General features: G+C 42.9%; 15 protein-coding genes and 1 pseudogene. 6 read left to right on the top strand and 10 right to left on the bottom strand.

Annotated elements, in window-relative coordinates:
- Window positions 1-158 precede the first annotated feature (158 nt).
- The 4 genes from fur to VK097_RS08560 form a co-directional block, all read right to left on the bottom strand.
- Complete coding sequence (fur, locus tag VK097_RS08575; protein WP_324211394.1) at window positions 159-617, bottom strand: ferric iron uptake transcriptional regulator; 459 nt, start codon at window positions 615-617, stop codon at window positions 159-161.
- Window positions 618-724: 107 nt separating this feature from the next.
- On the bottom strand, window positions 725-1,369 hold the full coding sequence (gene spoIIM / locus VK097_RS08570; protein WP_324211393.1) for a stage II sporulation protein M: 645 nt from the start codon (window positions 1,367-1,369) through the stop codon (window positions 725-727).
- A gap of 112 nt (window positions 1,370-1,481) precedes the next feature.
- Window positions 1,482-2,651: an endonuclease Q family protein gene (locus tag VK097_RS08565; protein ID WP_324211392.1), complete on the bottom strand. Its 1,170-nt coding sequence runs from the start codon at window positions 2,649-2,651 to the stop codon at window positions 1,482-1,484.
- Between the two features lie 3 nt (window positions 2,652-2,654).
- Window positions 2,655-3,203, bottom strand: a complete 549-nt coding sequence (locus VK097_RS08560; RefSeq protein ID WP_324211391.1) for an NUDIX hydrolase — start codon at window positions 3,201-3,203, stop codon at window positions 2,655-2,657.
- Between the two features lie 115 nt (window positions 3,204-3,318).
- Here VK097_RS08560 and VK097_RS08555 point away from each other — a divergent pair, with 115 nt between their 5' ends.
- Complete coding sequence (locus tag VK097_RS08555; RefSeq protein WP_324211390.1) at window positions 3,319-4,233, top strand: aldo/keto reductase; 915 nt, start codon at window positions 3,319-3,321, stop codon at window positions 4,231-4,233.
- Window positions 4,234-4,757: 524 nt separating this feature from the next.
- A complete protein-coding gene (locus VK097_RS08550) occupies window positions 4,758-6,008 on the top strand; it encodes a Y-family DNA polymerase (protein ID WP_324211389.1) in 1,251 nt (416 codons plus the stop codon).
- A 20-nt stretch (window positions 6,009-6,028) separates the two neighbouring features.
- On the opposite strand, the gene VK097_RS08545 is transcribed toward VK097_RS08550, so the two are convergent.
- From VK097_RS08545 to VK097_RS08535, 3 genes and pseudogenes are all read right to left on the bottom strand, one after another.
- A complete protein-coding gene (locus tag VK097_RS08545; RefSeq protein WP_324211388.1) occupies window positions 6,029-6,994 on the bottom strand; it encodes an MBL fold metallo-hydrolase in 966 nt (321 codons plus the stop codon).
- Window positions 6,995-7,209: 215 nt separating this feature from the next.
- Window positions 7,210-7,308 (bottom strand): annotated as a pseudogene (locus VK097_RS08540) (hypothetical protein); the annotation flags it as partial.
- Window positions 7,309-7,366: 58 nt separating this feature from the next.
- Window positions 7,367-8,254 (bottom strand): TIGR01777 family oxidoreductase, encoded by an 888-nt coding sequence (locus tag VK097_RS08535; protein ID WP_324211387.1) that lies wholly within the window; start codon window positions 8,252-8,254, stop codon window positions 7,367-7,369.
- Between the two features lie 77 nt (window positions 8,255-8,331).
- On the opposite strand from VK097_RS08535, the gene VK097_RS08530 reads away from it, so the two are divergent.
- The 4 genes from VK097_RS08530 to VK097_RS08515 all read left to right on the top strand — a co-directional run bounded on the left by VK097_RS08530 (window position 8,332) and on the right by VK097_RS08515 (window position 12,461).
- On the top strand, window positions 8,332-9,069 hold the full coding sequence (locus VK097_RS08530; protein WP_414672170.1) for a glycerophosphodiester phosphodiesterase: 738 nt from the start codon (window positions 8,332-8,334) through the stop codon (window positions 9,067-9,069).
- Between the two features lie 61 nt (window positions 9,070-9,130).
- The gene (namA, locus tag VK097_RS08525) at window positions 9,131-10,147 is read left to right on the top strand and encodes an NADPH dehydrogenase NamA (RefSeq protein WP_324211385.1); all 1,017 of its coding nucleotides are present in this window, start codon (window positions 9,131-9,133) and stop codon (window positions 10,145-10,147) included.
- Window positions 10,147-11,070: a ribonuclease Z gene (gene rnz, locus VK097_RS08520; protein WP_324211384.1), complete on the top strand. Its 924-nt coding sequence runs from the start codon at window positions 10,147-10,149 to the stop codon at window positions 11,068-11,070. Before namA ends, rnz begins: the two co-directional genes overlap by 1 nt.
- The gene (locus VK097_RS08515; protein WP_491712958.1) at window positions 11,067-12,461 is read left to right on the top strand and encodes an aldehyde dehydrogenase; all 1,395 of its coding nucleotides are present in this window, start codon (window positions 11,067-11,069) and stop codon (window positions 12,459-12,461) included. The genes rnz and VK097_RS08515 overlap by 4 nt, the downstream gene beginning before the upstream one ends.
- A gap of 35 nt (window positions 12,462-12,496) precedes the next feature.
- Here VK097_RS08515 and VK097_RS08510 read toward each other — a convergent pair whose 3' ends face one another.
- The 3 genes from VK097_RS08510 to VK097_RS08500 all read right to left on the bottom strand — a co-directional run bounded on the left by VK097_RS08510 (window position 12,497) and on the right by VK097_RS08500 (window position 15,464).
- Window positions 12,497-13,741 carry a DNA polymerase IV gene (locus VK097_RS08510; protein ID WP_324211382.1) on the bottom strand — a complete coding sequence of 415 codons (1,245 nt, stop codon included), beginning with the start codon at window positions 13,739-13,741 and terminating at the stop codon, window positions 12,497-12,499.
- A gap of 184 nt (window positions 13,742-13,925) precedes the next feature.
- Window positions 13,926-14,216 (bottom strand): hypothetical protein, encoded by a 291-nt coding sequence (locus tag VK097_RS08505; protein WP_324211381.1) that lies wholly within the window; start codon window positions 14,214-14,216, stop codon window positions 13,926-13,928.
- Window positions 14,217-14,336: 120 nt separating this feature from the next.
- Window positions 14,337-15,464 (bottom strand): M20/M25/M40 family metallo-hydrolase, encoded by a 1,128-nt coding sequence (locus tag VK097_RS08500; RefSeq protein WP_324211380.1) that lies wholly within the window; start codon window positions 15,462-15,464, stop codon window positions 14,337-14,339.
- Window positions 15,465-15,470: the final 6 nt, after the last annotated feature.

Genomic DNA, 15,470 nt, shown 5'->3' with positions numbered 1-15,470 from the left:
ATCGGACGGAGGTGAAGGAAGTCACGCTACAGCTTTAGCGCTGGAGCCGGACGTGGCAATTTTCGATAAAGCATTCGTAGAGCCAAAAATTTATGCTTTTTTATATAATTAAAAAACCTTTTTTCTCAATTAAGAAAAAAGGCATTCCTTCCATTTCATTATCTGGCTGACTGAACTGCCGCTTCCTGGCATTGTTTGCAAATCCCGTGGAATGTCAATCGATGATCCTCCACTTGAAAGCGAAAATCTTTCTCGACTATCTTTTCAACATCACCAAGAAGATCATCCACTATTTCTTCAACAGAACCGCATTCCATGCATACAAGGTGGTGATGAAAATGTTCAGCCCCCTCTTTGCGCAGATCATAGCGTGAAACACCGTCACCAAAATTTATCTTATCTACAATTTTCAATTCTGATAACAATTCCAATGTACGGTACACAGTGGCCAGGCCAATTTCGGGCGCTTTTTCTTTTACCAGCAGATAGACATCTTCAGCACTCAGGTGATCTTCTTCTCGTTCCAGCAGTACCCTGAGCGTGGCTTCCCGTTGTGGAGTAAGCTTATAACTTTGTGCATGGAGTTGTTTTTTTATACGTTCGATTCGATGTTCCATGGCAAGTCTCCTCCCTATTATCCCCAACTTCATTATATGCGGACAGATGGAGCATGTCAAAATATAATAATTATAATTTGTTATTTATAATTATTATTATATAATATTTATTGCTCCTTATAAAGAGATTTTATTAATAACTCCATTGCTTCATTTGAAACATATGCTTCCAGAGCTGCTGCAGCCAGGGAAAATGCCATCAATGAAGCGAACAGCATCGCATACTTTCCAAATGGCTGAAGCACTGGCTGGGAAATGCGCCGCGAAAAAAGCTTTCTTAACAGTATCATTGAGAAAATCATGGATAAACTGCCTGCAATAATATAAATTGGAATCACGAGCAAATTTTGCGGTGCGATCGAAACTGAAGCCAAAAATAGTCCCTTCGCACCGAGCTGATTAACCATAAAACCGACCGAAAAACCAACGACCAGTCCTTTTAAAAACAATAAAATCCAGACAACCGGAAGACCTATAACCGAAAGCCCCAATATAAAAAGGATAAATAAATACTTTACATGATATAGAAAACTGCTCTTCAGCACTTCGCTGCTGTTCACTTGTTCTTCGTTATTAATGTCACCAAAAAAGCGTTCAAGGTAAAAGAATAAATCTTGCTTTTGAACGAAATTCATACTGTTGACAATGATTGCGCCAAAAATAATTCCGGTCAGAAAAAGGATTGTCATAAAAATATAGATGACAGCGTGTTCTTTTACATGGTCGATTAACAGGGTTCGCTTGTTATACATTGGAATCCTCCATCACGCATAATTTCATTTCATTAGGCTGTCTTTAAATGGCCTTTAATAAAAACTATGAAGAATTCCATATAAAAATACCAAATTATTTTTGGCACTCGAGCTAAGAAGTTGTGACTGATCCATATTTTCCGCCGCCGCCGGCTTTAATTGATAACTTACCTTCTCTCATATCTATAATGGATGATGCTAGTTTTCCAGGTACGACTTCCTTCAGATCATCCAGGGATGCGTAGTGAATCACATTCATTTCTGTTTGAAAATGTTCCAGGAGCTTTGTAAACGTCTTAGGACCCAGCTTTGGCAAATACTCCAATGGAACCTGATATAAATAAGGCGGCCGGTCCTTGTTTGTCCAATCAGTGCTTTTTAATTCCTGAATCCGGTCAAACACACCTTTCACAATTTTTGTCGATCCACATTGATGACATTTGGAAGCGTCAGGAGCGAGCGGTTCAAGGCATTGACTGCAAACGGTTGTGTAGTATTTCCCCAGATGGGGATTCATGCCAAAGTTCCGCTTTATCCGCCGGCCATCCACATTATGCAATGCCCGGCAAAATTCTTTAAATGAGGGGTCTTTCATCGTTATTTCCTGATATTCTCTTGCAATTTTCGGGAGTGAATGAGCGTCGGAGTTCGATAAAAATGTAAAAGCGTGCAATTCACTGATTTGATCAGCCATCGTTGTATCCGAGCTGAGTCCCAATTCAATGCCGTCAATCAGATCCGGATCAAGCACCTCCCTCAATGACCGATGCACCCCTTTTCCATACATGCTTTTAAATGGTGTGAACACATGTGCAGGTATAAAAATCCCTGACAGTTCTTTTACTTTATACTGCAGTTCTTTTGCCGATCCATAATAACGCTGTGAGCTTAATGTAATGTTTTTCATTTTGGTTGTCAGCCATTCCGAAAATTCTTCCATATTGTTTAGAGTTGGAAGAAAACATAGAACATGAAGCGGGCCCCGGCAATTTTCATCATATACTTCAATTTCAGAACCGAGTATCAAGGTTGCATTTTCAAAACGGATTCCCCCGTTATCCAGTTCATGAGCGTACCCGTCGCTGATAAGCTCTTTGATCTCCTGCTGGACGGCCGGAGCATGACTGTCAATCACGCCAGCCATATGGATGCCTTTATTCCGGCTCGCCTCCTTTAAAACGTTTGTCAGTGTTAATGTTTTGGCACCGGTGATTTTGACCGGATTGTTATGCATATCCCGTCCGATGTGAATATGCATATCGGCAAAAAACGATTCCAGCATTTGTTACATCCTTTCAAGTGTTTCTAAGTACAGTACAGCGTAGTTTGTTTTAGCGTCATGTATCCTTTTGTTTTTAACGTATTGTTTGGCTTCTTCCAGGGTTAACTCGATCAGCTCGATAAATTCATCAGCATCACCATCTGCCGGATTTTTCATCAGTTCCAGATTTTCCGCCAGATACAGGTGCATCATCTCATCTGCGAACCCGGGCGATGTGTAAAACGATGCTACAAACCCCATAGGCTCTGTAACAGTATAGCCTGTTTCTTCCTCTAATTCGCGCATTGCAGTCACTTCCGGATCTTCTCCGTCTTCCAGCTTCCCAGCAGGAATTTCAACCAATGATTTTTCCAGTGGTTTCCTGTATTGCTCAACAAACACAATTTTATTATCCTTTGTAATCGGGATAACCCCTACTGCACCCGCATGCTTAATGAGTTCACGCTTGGATGTGTTCCCGTCAGGCAACATAACGTCATCCACTTGCAGTTTAACGACTTTTCCATCATATATTGTTTCCGTATGAGTGGTTTTTTCTTCAAATTTCTTCATTGTGATCATCCTTTTTTCCACAGCTATTATTCATTCTATCATATCTTAATAGTTGTATTTGCCGCAATTTGTTTTCTACAATAGAATCAGATGAATTATATTGGAGGCAGATATGATGAAAAAGAACCAGCTTGGGCAATCCGATTTATACGTTTCTGAGCTGACACTTGGCTGTATGTCACTTGGAACAGACAGTAAAAAAGCACGCGGTATTATCGATCGTGCATTGGATGCCGGCGTTAATCATCTGGATACCGCAGACCTGTATGACTTTGGCCAAAATGAAAAAATTGTTGGTGATGCGATAAAAGATAAACGGGACCAGGTTATTTTAACCTCAAAAGTCGGCAATAATTTTAATGAAGAAAAACAGGACTGGTTTTGGGATCCTTCCAGAGAACATATTGAAGATGGTGTTAAAGACAGCCTGCATCGTTTAGGCACTGATTATATCGATTTTTACATGCTGCACGGCGGTACGATTGATGACCCAATCGGTGAATCCATTGAAGCGTTTGAGAATCTGAAAAAAGAAGGACTTATCCGGGCTTACGGCATCTCATCCATCCGGCCGAACGTTATTCGTGAATATGTGCAGCATTCAAACATTGACGCGGTTATGATGCAGTACAACATGCTGGACCGCCGGCCGGAAGAAGAAACATTGGATCTTCTCTGTGAAAACAGCATCAGTGTCCTGGCACGGGGCCCATTGGCAAAAGGAATGCTCAGCAACCGGGCGCTTGAACAAATTGACAAAAAAGGTCGGGATGGTTTCCTCGATTACTCTTACGATGAACTGAAAACCATTCAGCAGGAACTTGAAAAGATTAATAATAGGAATTCGATGAACGCTCTTGCATTAAATTACGTTTTGAAACATCCTGCAGTGGCGAGTGCTGTATTTGGTGCAAGTTCGGTCAGCCAGGTTGATGATAATACTAGCTCTGACGGCATGTCATTGACAGACGAAACATACAGAAAAATACAAAGCAAAACGAAATCGATTCAATATACCAATCACCGGTAGCCCTCACTGCTATGGGGTCTTGCTGCCCGTTAAGGCGGAATAATCGAAGTGAAATCGAGATGAGGCTGGAACATAGCTAAAACGTAAACCTTAAAAATGATAATCGGTATATTTTAGTATAATGTTTGGGTGAGCATTAACCATCACTGCGGAAAATACTGCGCTTTCCGGGGGCGGCTGATGAGCCTCCTCGTGCTCGTCGCGCTACGGGGTCTCATCTAGACCTTCGTTCCCCCAGGAATCTTCGTATTTTTCCTTCGCTGTTTTGATGGAAACCCATTATACTATAAAAAGAAAAATCCGAACTGATTCGAAGTTTAACTGACAAATTTGAATTTATCGTTCGGATTTTATTTTAATTCAATTCTTTTGCCCCAGCCTCTTTTCGTATCCGGATATGATTATAGCAATAAAAAGCGAACACCGTGCCCCCTCAATGACACTAATTTCCATTGATAATATTGAATTGAAAGCATATAATAACAGAACAAATGTTCCTATAAATAAGGAAGGGTGATGTAATCATGGATTATTCCAATTATCCGCGGAATGATGTTTTGTGTATTGATATGCGTTCTTTTTATGCAAGTGTGGAGGCGGTCAAACGAGGACTTGATCCGATGACGGTCCAGCTGGCCGTCGTGGGGGATCTGAACAGACCCGGAAGCATCGTTCTCGCCGCCTCCCCGGCCCTGAAGAAAAAACACAACATCAGTAATGTCAGCCGGTTTTTCGAGCTGCCCAGGGATCCGGATATCATCATGGCCCCGGCACATATGGCCGGTTATTTGCAAGTATCGATGGAAATCACCAAATTGATAAATCAATATGTCCCAAAAGAAGCGATTCATCAGTATTCAGTTGATGAGGTTTGGGTAACAGTTAACGGACTGAATCAATTATTTGGCGGCCGGCGGCAGGTGGCGAGTGCCATCAAACAGGATATTCTTCAAAACTTCGGAATCACCTGCTCCATCGGAATAGGTGATAATAAATTTCTGGCTAAAGTGGTTATGGATCTGCATGCCAAGAAACACGGTATAGCAGAATGCACATATGAAGACGTCCGGAAAAAATTGTGGCCATTCCCGGTCCAGGACATTTGGGGAGTCGGCCGGCGGATGCAGCGCAATTTAAACCGGATGGGTATTGTGACACTCGAACAGCTGGCCAATTTTCCCCTGAAGCCATTAACAAAGCGGTTTGGCATTATGGGGGAGCAGCTTTATTGGCATGCGTGGGGCATTGATTTGAGCCCTGTTTTCGGAAACTTTACCAAAATTGAGCAGAAAGGTTTCGGTCACGGAATCTCGTTATTGCGCGATTATTCCGGTGATGAAGTCGCCATTTGTATCCTTGATTTATGTGAAGAGGCATGCCGGCGGGCAAGAAGTGCCAACAAAGCCGGCAAAACCATCCATCTTGGCATCTCGTACGCCAAAGAAACAGGCGGGGGTTTCAGTCGGTCGCGGTCTGTCAGTCTGCCGACCAATATCACCATGGACATGTACGATGTCTGCATGCAGTTATTCAATGAATTTTACGATGGTTTCAGTGATATCCGGCACGTCTATGTAACGCTTGACAATCTGTATGAAGACGGCGAAACCCAATTGGATCTTTTTGATGACAGGACGAAGAAAAAAGATATCGGTTATGTTATGGATGCGATCCGAAATAAATACGGTTCCACTGCCATACTTCGGGCCACAAGCTACACTGATGCAGGCATCACCATCGGGCGGAGCAGCAAAATCGGCGGGCATCAGGCATAACATATCTGTCTAATAAAGAGCTATTTCACAGTATCACAAACATAAATACCGTCTTTTAGTGTTTTGGCAATTAGTCCTTGATTTTCAAGATAATCAAGCTGACCGATTGTTTCAGACATAGTAAGACTCAATTGATTTTCATATTGTTTCGGAAAAAGTTGCTTACAAATCTCAAACGGTGTTTGTGTTTTTGCCGTTAAAAAATCGTATACTTTATTTGCCCGCTGTTCCTGTTTCTGCAAACGGACAGGAATCAGGTCACCCACATTCGTAAAGATCTCACCATGTCCCGGATAAACCGTTTGGATATTGAGCGACTGGCATTTGATTAAGTTGGAACGGTATTGCAGCATCGGTTTCGGCCGTACTATTTCATTCCCGGTCGGCGGTTCCAGGAGAGGGTTCGGCGAAATGTGATGAAGCATATGATCTCCCCCGATAAACGCCCCATCATTTTCACGGAGAAATGACAAATGACTTTGTGCATGACCTTTTGTTTCAAAAACACGCCAATCATCATGCCCGGGGAGTGCATCTCCTTCGTCCAGCGTATCCGTCAGCTTACCCTCCCCTGCAAATTGCAATGTGCCGCGCAACTCAACAGAGCTTGGCATCAATTTTTCCGGTACACCGGAAGCAATAAACAATTGCCGGAAAAATTGTTCATACCGGTCGAAAAATGCTTCATTCCGGGTCAGCCATAAATCAACATTTTGATGTGCGGCGATCGTTTCAGCCCGTGGAAATCCTTCAATCAACCCGATATGATCGGGATGATGATGGGTTAAAATAATCTGTTCAATGTCATCAGGCGCATAACCCAATTCGCTTAATTGTGCTTTCAGAGCTACCCATCCTTCTTTTGTTTTAACACCGGCATCAATAAGTGATAGTGTATCACCTTTAAGCAGATAGACATGTACATCACCAACTGCAAATGGTGTTGGAATGGTCATTTGAATGATTGTTCTGTCCAGTACTTTCATAATTTGACAGCCTCCAAAAATGAATAACGATTCAGTTGATGAATGCTATTATATACCTTCCTCACGAAAAAGTCACACACCGGCTATTTAAACAAGCAATGAATTGCCTCTGTCAAGATAGACGGCAAAAAGTTAAAGCTGTCAGTTCCGGACGCTCCGTCCACTGGTGCGGGTCTTTCCCCAGAGGACTAATGTTTAAAATCGGCATCGTCAGCCGCTGCATTTGGTGTCTGGACTGAATATTCTTCTTTCAGATCACGTTGCCTCAGACTGATCGGCGGCGGTGTCACTTCATCATCAACTTTTTCAACGAATGAACATTCAGTTCAAGCTGCCGGCAGGAAACTATTGTTTCTTGGATCGGGCCGCAATTTATCGTAAAATATCTTGCAAGGTCTGTTGAAGCGTGCTAAAGGCAAACGTGTAACCCTCTTTTTCTAATCTATCCGGAATAACCCAGCGACTTTTAAGCACTAATTCTGTTTCTGTCTTAATAATCATCGCTCCTATTTCGAGTAACCATTCAGGAGAGGATAAACCCAGAGGTATCTTCATTTCAGTCCGGAATAATTTCATTAGCATCTGGTTACTCACGGGATTGGGAGCCGAACAATTAAATACGCCGCTGAGATCATCTCTTTCCTTCAAGAAAAGAACAATTTGAAATAAATCTTCAATATGAATCCAGCTGAATTTTTGTGTTCCTGTTCCTTGGACACCGCCGAGTCCAAATTTGACCAAATTTTGATATGGCGTCATCACCCCGCCGTCTTTACCTAAAACAATAGCCGTACGCAAGGCAATTTGTCTTGTTTTTGTTAGGTCAAAAGCGAAGAAGGTTTTCTCCCAGTTTACAGCAACATCGACCGAGAACCCTGAGCCAATCTCTCCATTTTCTTCTGTCATCGGATAATTTTTCGCATGCCGGTAGATTGTGGCTGTACTGGAATTCATCCAAATTTTAGGCGGGTAATTGCAAGCCATTATCGATTCCCCAAGTATATTCGTTGTGTTTATCCTTGAATTCATGATTTCCTGCTTATTGGCTTCATTGTATCGGCAATTCACGGATTTCCCGGCAAGATTAATCAGAAGTTCAGCTCCTTCCAATGCATTAATGATTGATGCTGTATTATTCCAATTAATGTGGTGTGTTTTCCTTGAAATGATGCATACGTTATAACCAAGATTTTCAAACCGGGTTTCGAAATATTTTCCTATAAAACCGGTTCCTCCTGCTATAACCACTTTCTTATTCAAGTCATCAGCCCCTCTGTATGGCAGTTTTATTGACTTCTTCCGACAAATCAAACACAATCAAACAAGAGGTGAGTGTGTTGCCGACGAAAATTTTTGCACATCGGGGTGCGAGCAAATATGCACCGGAAAATACGATGGCCGCCTTTAGCCTTGCTTACCAGCAGGGGGCAGACGGAATCGAAACGGACGTTCATCTGACAAAAGATCATACTCCGGTTTTAATGCATGATGAACGAATTAATCGGACGACGAATGGAACCGGCTACATAAAAAATTACATGTTCGATCAATTACAACAGCTTGATGCAGGCTCATGGTTTTCCTCTGAATTCACCGGATTACGAGTTGTATCGCTGGATGAATTTCTCGAATGGATTCATGACAAGCCATTATATTTAAATATTGAACTGAAAAATAATAAAATAGACTATAATAACTTGGAAAGCATTGTTTATGACAGGGTATCACATTATCGCCTATTACATCGTACTACACTGTCAACATTCAATCCAATAGGCATTGAAAGGATAAAACATCTGGACCGAAATATCAGTACAGCGTTATTAACATCAAAACGCGTTAAAAACCTTGCGTCAGCTGCCAATGATTTGGGTGCAAATGCGGTTCATATCAAATACCGGCTGCTCAATCGGCTTCTTATCGACCAGTGTCATCACGAAGATATGGCTGTCCGTGTGTATACAGTAAACAGACCGAGACGAATGCTGCATTGTTTTGCCATGGGGTGTGATGCAATTTTTACGGATATCCCTGAGACGGCAATCCACTTTCGGAATCAATATAACAATCAATGAGATAAAACAGTATCGGACCTTTACGGGGAGCTGACCCCCAGATAAATCGGGAGGAATTTACATGACCAAACTATTTACCCCAATCGAATTTGATAACGTTCAACTTAAAAATCGAATTGTCATGTCACCGATGTGCATGTATTCCTGTGTGGAACAGAATGGAAAAATAACGCCTTTTCATGAAACACATTATATTTCCCGGGCAGTCGGTCAGGCGGGTTTAATTATGACCGAAGCAACGGCTGTAGTGCCCGAAGGCCGGATCTCCCACGAGGATCTGGGCATCTGGAATGACAGCCATATTGATGGCTTGAAACGATTAAATGAACAGATCCATAGCTATGGCGCCAAAACCGGCATTCAGCTGGCCCACGCAGGCCGAAAAGCACGACTTGACTCTGATATATTTGCCCCTTCAGCACTTGCATTCAATGATTCATCAAAAACGCCGGCCGAAATGGCAAAAGCAGATATTGACTATACAATCGAAGCATTTAAAGATGCAGCGAGACGCACCAAAGAAGCCGGATTTGACATCATTGAGATTCATGGTGCACACGGTTATTTAGTCAACCAATTTCTATCACCGCTGACTAATAAACGCAATGATGAATATGGCGGAAGCAAAGAAAATCGTTATCGTTTTCTGTCACAGGTGATTGAAGCCGTTAAAACTATATGGAGCGGTCCGCTGTTCGTCCGCATATCAATTGACGAATATGATTCTAACGGCAACACACTCAATGACATCCTGTTTTTTGCCGGACAAATGAAACAGCAAGGAGTCGATCTGATTGACTGCAGTTCGGGCGGTGTTGTTCCGGCATCCATTAAGCGATATCCGGGCTATCAGCTGAAGCGCTGCGAAACTATTAAACAGGAAATACCGATTGCCACCGGCGCTGTGGGACTCATTACGACAGGCATTCAAGCAGAGGAAATTCTGCAAAATGACCGTGCCGATCTTGTGTTGATTGGGCGTGCCCTGCTGCGGAACCCATACTGGCCAAAAGCCGCTGCTGATGAATTAAACGAAACACTGCCCGCACTAAATCAATACGAACGGGGCTGGAAATAATGGAACTTGTTTTTCTCGGGACCGGTTCAGGCGTCCCCTCCAAAGAACGAAACGTATCGGCAACCGCTTTAAAATTGCTGCAGGAGCAAAACAGCATTTGGCTGTTTGATTGCGGAGAAGCAACACAGCATCAAATTTTGCATACGAGCATTAAGCCGCGGAAAATAACAAAAATTTTTATCACCCACATGCATGGAGATCATATTTTCGGTTTGCCCGGGTTGTTAAGCAGCCGGTCATTTCAGGGGGGTAAAGACCTTTTAACCGTCTATGGGCCTGAAGGAATCAAAGACTATATTGAAACAAGTTTGGCAGTCAGCGAAACAACACTTGCCTATCCTCTTTCAATTGTCGAATTTACGGAAGGGGTGCTATTTGAGGATGAACAATTCAGAGTCACATGCAAAAAGCTTGAGCATGGCATTCCCAGTTACGGCTTCAGGATTTCTGAAAAAGATAAACCCGGCAGGCTTCTCGTTGAAAAGTTAAAAGACGCTGGAATCGAACCCGGTCCGATATACCAGCAAATCAAAGAAAATGCTGTTGTTCAGACACACGGTGGCCAACCTATTCATCGTGATGATTATCTCGGTCCACCTAAAAAAGGCCGTGTTATAACAATAATGGGGGATACACGTTCACCGGAGTATAATCTGTCCTTTGTACAAGATTCCGATGTTTTGGTACATGAGGCAACATTCGGACATGAAAAAGAAGCGCTGGCGAAAGCCTATTTTCATTCAACAACGAAGCAGACAGCGAATCTGGCCAAATACAGTAACGTGAATAAACTGATACTGACTCATATTTCCTCACGTTATCAGCAAGGGGATGATGATAAACTGTTGGATGAAGCCCGTCACATTTTTTCAAAGACAGAACTTGCGCGTGATTTTCGTCAGATAAACATTGAATCCAAATAGGAGGCGTTTATTGTATGGGGAAGCTGGAAGCAGAAGGAATCGTCAATCGGCAGCGTTCGTTTTTCCATACCGGTAAAACCCTGGAACCTGCATTTCGAAAAGAACAGCTGACTTCATTGAAGGACATGCTTAAGGTTTATGAGCAAGAAATTTACCATGCTTTAAAAAATGATTTGAACAAATCCGAGTATGAGGCTTTTACGACCGAATTGGGATTTTTATACACTGAAATTGATTTCGCCCTGAAACATCTGAAAGATTGGGTGAAGCTGGAAAAAGTGGAAACGCCGCTCACCCATAAAGGGAGCAAAAGTTATATCTGGAAAGAGCCTTATGGCGTCACGCTGATCATGGCACCATGGAATTACCCGCTGCATTTGGCGATTGCACCGGCAATCGGCGCCATAGCCGCAGGAAATACGGTTGTATTGAAACCATCCGAGTTCACGCAGTCGACGTCTGCAATACTTGCAGATATGATCCAATCAACATTTGATGCGTCTTATTTTAACGTTGTCGAAGGTGCCAAAGACGTCAGCCGGCAATTACTGGAACAACGGTGGGACTACATCTTTTTTACCGGCAGTACAAACGTCGGCAAAATTGTCATGGAACAAGCAAGCAAACACCTGACACCGATCACGCTGGAATTGGGCGGAAAAAGCCCTGCCATTGTTGATAAAGATGCTAAAATTGACTTTGCTGCCAAACGGATTGTCTGGGGCAAGTTCACAAACGCTGGACAGACATGTGTCGCGCCAGATTATGTATACGTGCATGAGAAAGTAAAGCTAAAACTGTTAAGATCGATGAAAAAATATATCAAATCGCTTTATGGCAAAAATCCGATTCAAAATCATGATTATGTCCGAATTGTCGGCAAACAGCATTTTGACCGCCTTAATGCCTTTATGGCGGATGGCGAGATTATTCATGGCGGTGAGGCCAATAAAGAAAAACTGACCATTGAACCGACCATCCTGGATAAAATAAGCTGGGATGACGCGATTATGCGGGAGGAAATTTTCGGACCGCTGTTGCCTGTCATAACATTCAGCTCGCTGGAAGATGTCATTTCAGAAATGAAAGAGATGGAAAAACCGCTCGCCCTATATTATTTTAGCGAAAATGAACAAAAACAGCAGCAAGCCATGACAAATATATCGTTTGGCGGCGGCTGCATTAATGATACACTCTATCACCTTGCCAACCCGCACCTGCCATTTGGAGGTACAGGCAATAGCGGGATGGGCGCGTATCATGGGAAGTACAGCTTTGATACATTCTCGCATCAGAAAAGTATCTTGAAACAGACGACCAAATTTGACATCCCGTTCAGATATCCCGGTGGAAAACTTGCCAAGGCTGTCGTCAAACGGCTGATGACATAAGTTTAGCGCTCCTGCATGTTGATTGGCAGGAGCGCTCACTTTTTAAAATCATCCAGAAAATCCTTTTGAAAACTTGTCCGCGGCTGTTCCTCTTCCCTGTCATCATTCCGGAGTTGTTTAAAAAGGTTTTTCCCGTACTTCTGGGATAAATTATCAATCGCTTCATACAATTTTTCTTTTTCGGCTTCTTGTTCGTATGTGAACAAATCGAGCTGCTTGGCAATATTCTTTTTTTCGTCAACATCCTGGACGGTTATGCCAAGGAGTCTGATTGGTTCAAGATTCCAGTGTTCTTGAAACAGTTCATTGGCAAATTGAAGAATATCTGATTTACTTTCAATAAAATGATGCAGTTTCTTGCTCCGCGTAATCGTTTTATGGTCATGATACCTGATCATAATCTGCACACTCTGCCCTGCTGCTTGTTTCCGCTTCATTCGCCGCTCAACATTTTCAGCAAGCTGATGCATCAATTTGCGGATCTCTGCTTCATCAATTGTATCTTCCGGCAGTGTCTGGGAGCTGCCGATACTTTTAAATTCATGCACTGCATCCGGATCAACCGGCCGCATGTCGATGCCGTTTGCCTTGTTCTGCAGTCTTTCCCCATTGATACCGAGTATTTGCTTCAGCTGATAGGGATCCCCACTGGCAAGATCGTCAATTGTGTTGATATCGAACGTGCGCAGTTTTTTTGCCGTCTTCTCACCGACACCATACATTTCCTCAATCGGAAGCGGCCAAAGCTTTTCACTGATGTCCCGTTTCCGCAAAATCGTGATACCCATCGGTTTTTTCATGTCCGAGGCCATTTTCGCCAGAAATTTATTTGGTGCAATGCCGATGCTGCAAGGAAGATCGAGTTCATTGCTGATTTTTTTCTGGAGATTTTGAGCAATTTCGATTGGGCTTCCGTGTTTTTCGGTGCATGTTACATCCATGTAACCTTCATCGATGGAAACCGGCTGCACATATCGCGTTATCTCAGCTAGTATTTGAAATATTTCCTTCGATGCGGCCCTGTACCGGTCAAAGTTCGGACGCAAAACGATTAATTCCGGGCAAAGCTTTCTTGCCTGCCATAATTGCATCGTGGTTTTAACACCTTTAGCCCTTGCTTCATAGCTGCTTGTTACGACAATCCCTTTCCGCTCTTCCGGGTTGCCGGCAATTGCAAGCGGTTTGCCCTTCAGTTTTGGTTCATAAGCCATTTCTACAGAAGCATAAAATGAGTTCATATCGACATGAAAAATAATCCTTCCCTTTTTAGGTTGTGACATTGCAAGACATCCCTTTAAACATGTTTACCCTAATTATATCATCTGTTGAAAAAAAGTGCCGGGTAATTAAAGCGAACCATCAGATTGATTCATTTAACTTATGAAACTCAAATTCGAATTCCCATTCATCTTTAAGGATTAGATACAACGGAGCAATGTATCTTCTCTTTCCCTGATATCCATATCATCCGGTTCCAATCCTAGGAAAAAGTGCTACCGACAATCTTTTCGTAAGTTCAGTTCGATCGGCACCTTCTAATTGCAGCAGCCGTTCACTGTATCTTTTCAATAAATTCCATTCTTTCATTCCGAACGATCGGAGTGCCCAATCGTCAATTGACAGGCTTTCTTTAGTCAGCCCTCTGGATTCAATTTCCTTTTCAATTGTATTGTATTTTCCTGTGCTCTTAACACTCCGTTCATGTACAACAATGGTGCCGGCTGCAATATCACCCAGACGTTTAAAGAAGACCATGATCATCCCTATCAAAAAAGCAGTTTTCGGGAAGTATTTTTACTCTGAATGTTTTCAATAATGAACGTGCCCGGGATCATTTTTTTACCCAGGCACGTTATCGTCATCACATGATTATTCTTATCCGCCTGATGTTTCCTGTACAATAGCAGCCACAAGCTCTGTAACTTTCACCAGATCGTCAACTGGAATCCGTTCATTTGTTGTATGGATCTCTTCATAACCGACAGCCAGATTGACAGTCGGTATTCCAAGCCCGGAGATGACATTTGCATCACTTCCGCCGCCGCTTTTCTGCAGATTACTTTCAAGACCGATTGATTTTGCAGCATTCCGGGCAACTGCAACTACTTTATCATCAGCATCCAGGCTGAACCCGGGATACATGATTTGAACATCCACTTCAGCATTGCCGCCATATTCATCGGCTACACTTTCAAACGCTTCCTTCATTTCAGCAACCTGCTTCTCCATTTTTTCAGGCACGAGTGAACGGGCTTCCGCAACGATATCGACACGATCAGAAACGATATTCGTTTGCTTGCCGCCTTCAAACCGACCGATATTAGCCGTCGTTTCTTCATCAATCCGACCGAGCGGCATTTTGGCTATGGCTTTTGCAGCAAGTGTGATCGCTGAAACACCTTTTTCCGGTGCAAGACCTGCATGAGCGGTTTTGCCTTTCATGACAGCATATAATTTCGCTTGAGTCGGTGCTGCAACAATGATGTCACCGACAGTGCCATTGCTATCGATTGCGAAGCCGTACTTCGCATTAATAAGCGATCCATCAAGAGATTTGGCACCGACCAGTCCGGATTCTTCTCCTGCGGTTATGACAAACTGAATATCGCCATGCTCTGTGCCCAATTCTTTTAACGAGCGAACGGTTTCCAAGATGGCAGCAACCCCTGCTTTGTCATCCGCTCCTAGAACCGTCGTGCCATCCGAGACGATATAGCCATCTCTGATGGATGGTTTAATACCGTTTCCGGGCATTACCGTATCCATATGTGAGGTGAAATAGATCGGATCAACACCTTCTTTATTGGCCTTTAATGTACAAATTAAATTACCGGCCCCATGACCTGTTTTATTTTTGCTGTCGTCTTCAATTACGTCAAGTCCAAGATCTTTAAACTTTCGTGTCAGCACGTCAGCAATTTGCGTTTCATAGCCGGTTTCAGAGTCGATTTGAACCAGTTCAAAGAATTCGTCGATTAGTCTCTCCTGGTTGATAGAAATCATAATTGA

Source organism: Lentibacillus sp., from assembly GCF_035301675.1.
Lineage (GTDB): Bacteria > Bacillota > Bacilli > Bacillales > Amphibacillaceae > Lentibacillus.
The sequence above is the reverse complement of the archived record's forward strand: the minus strand, read 5'-3'. Positions and strand labels throughout refer to the sequence as shown.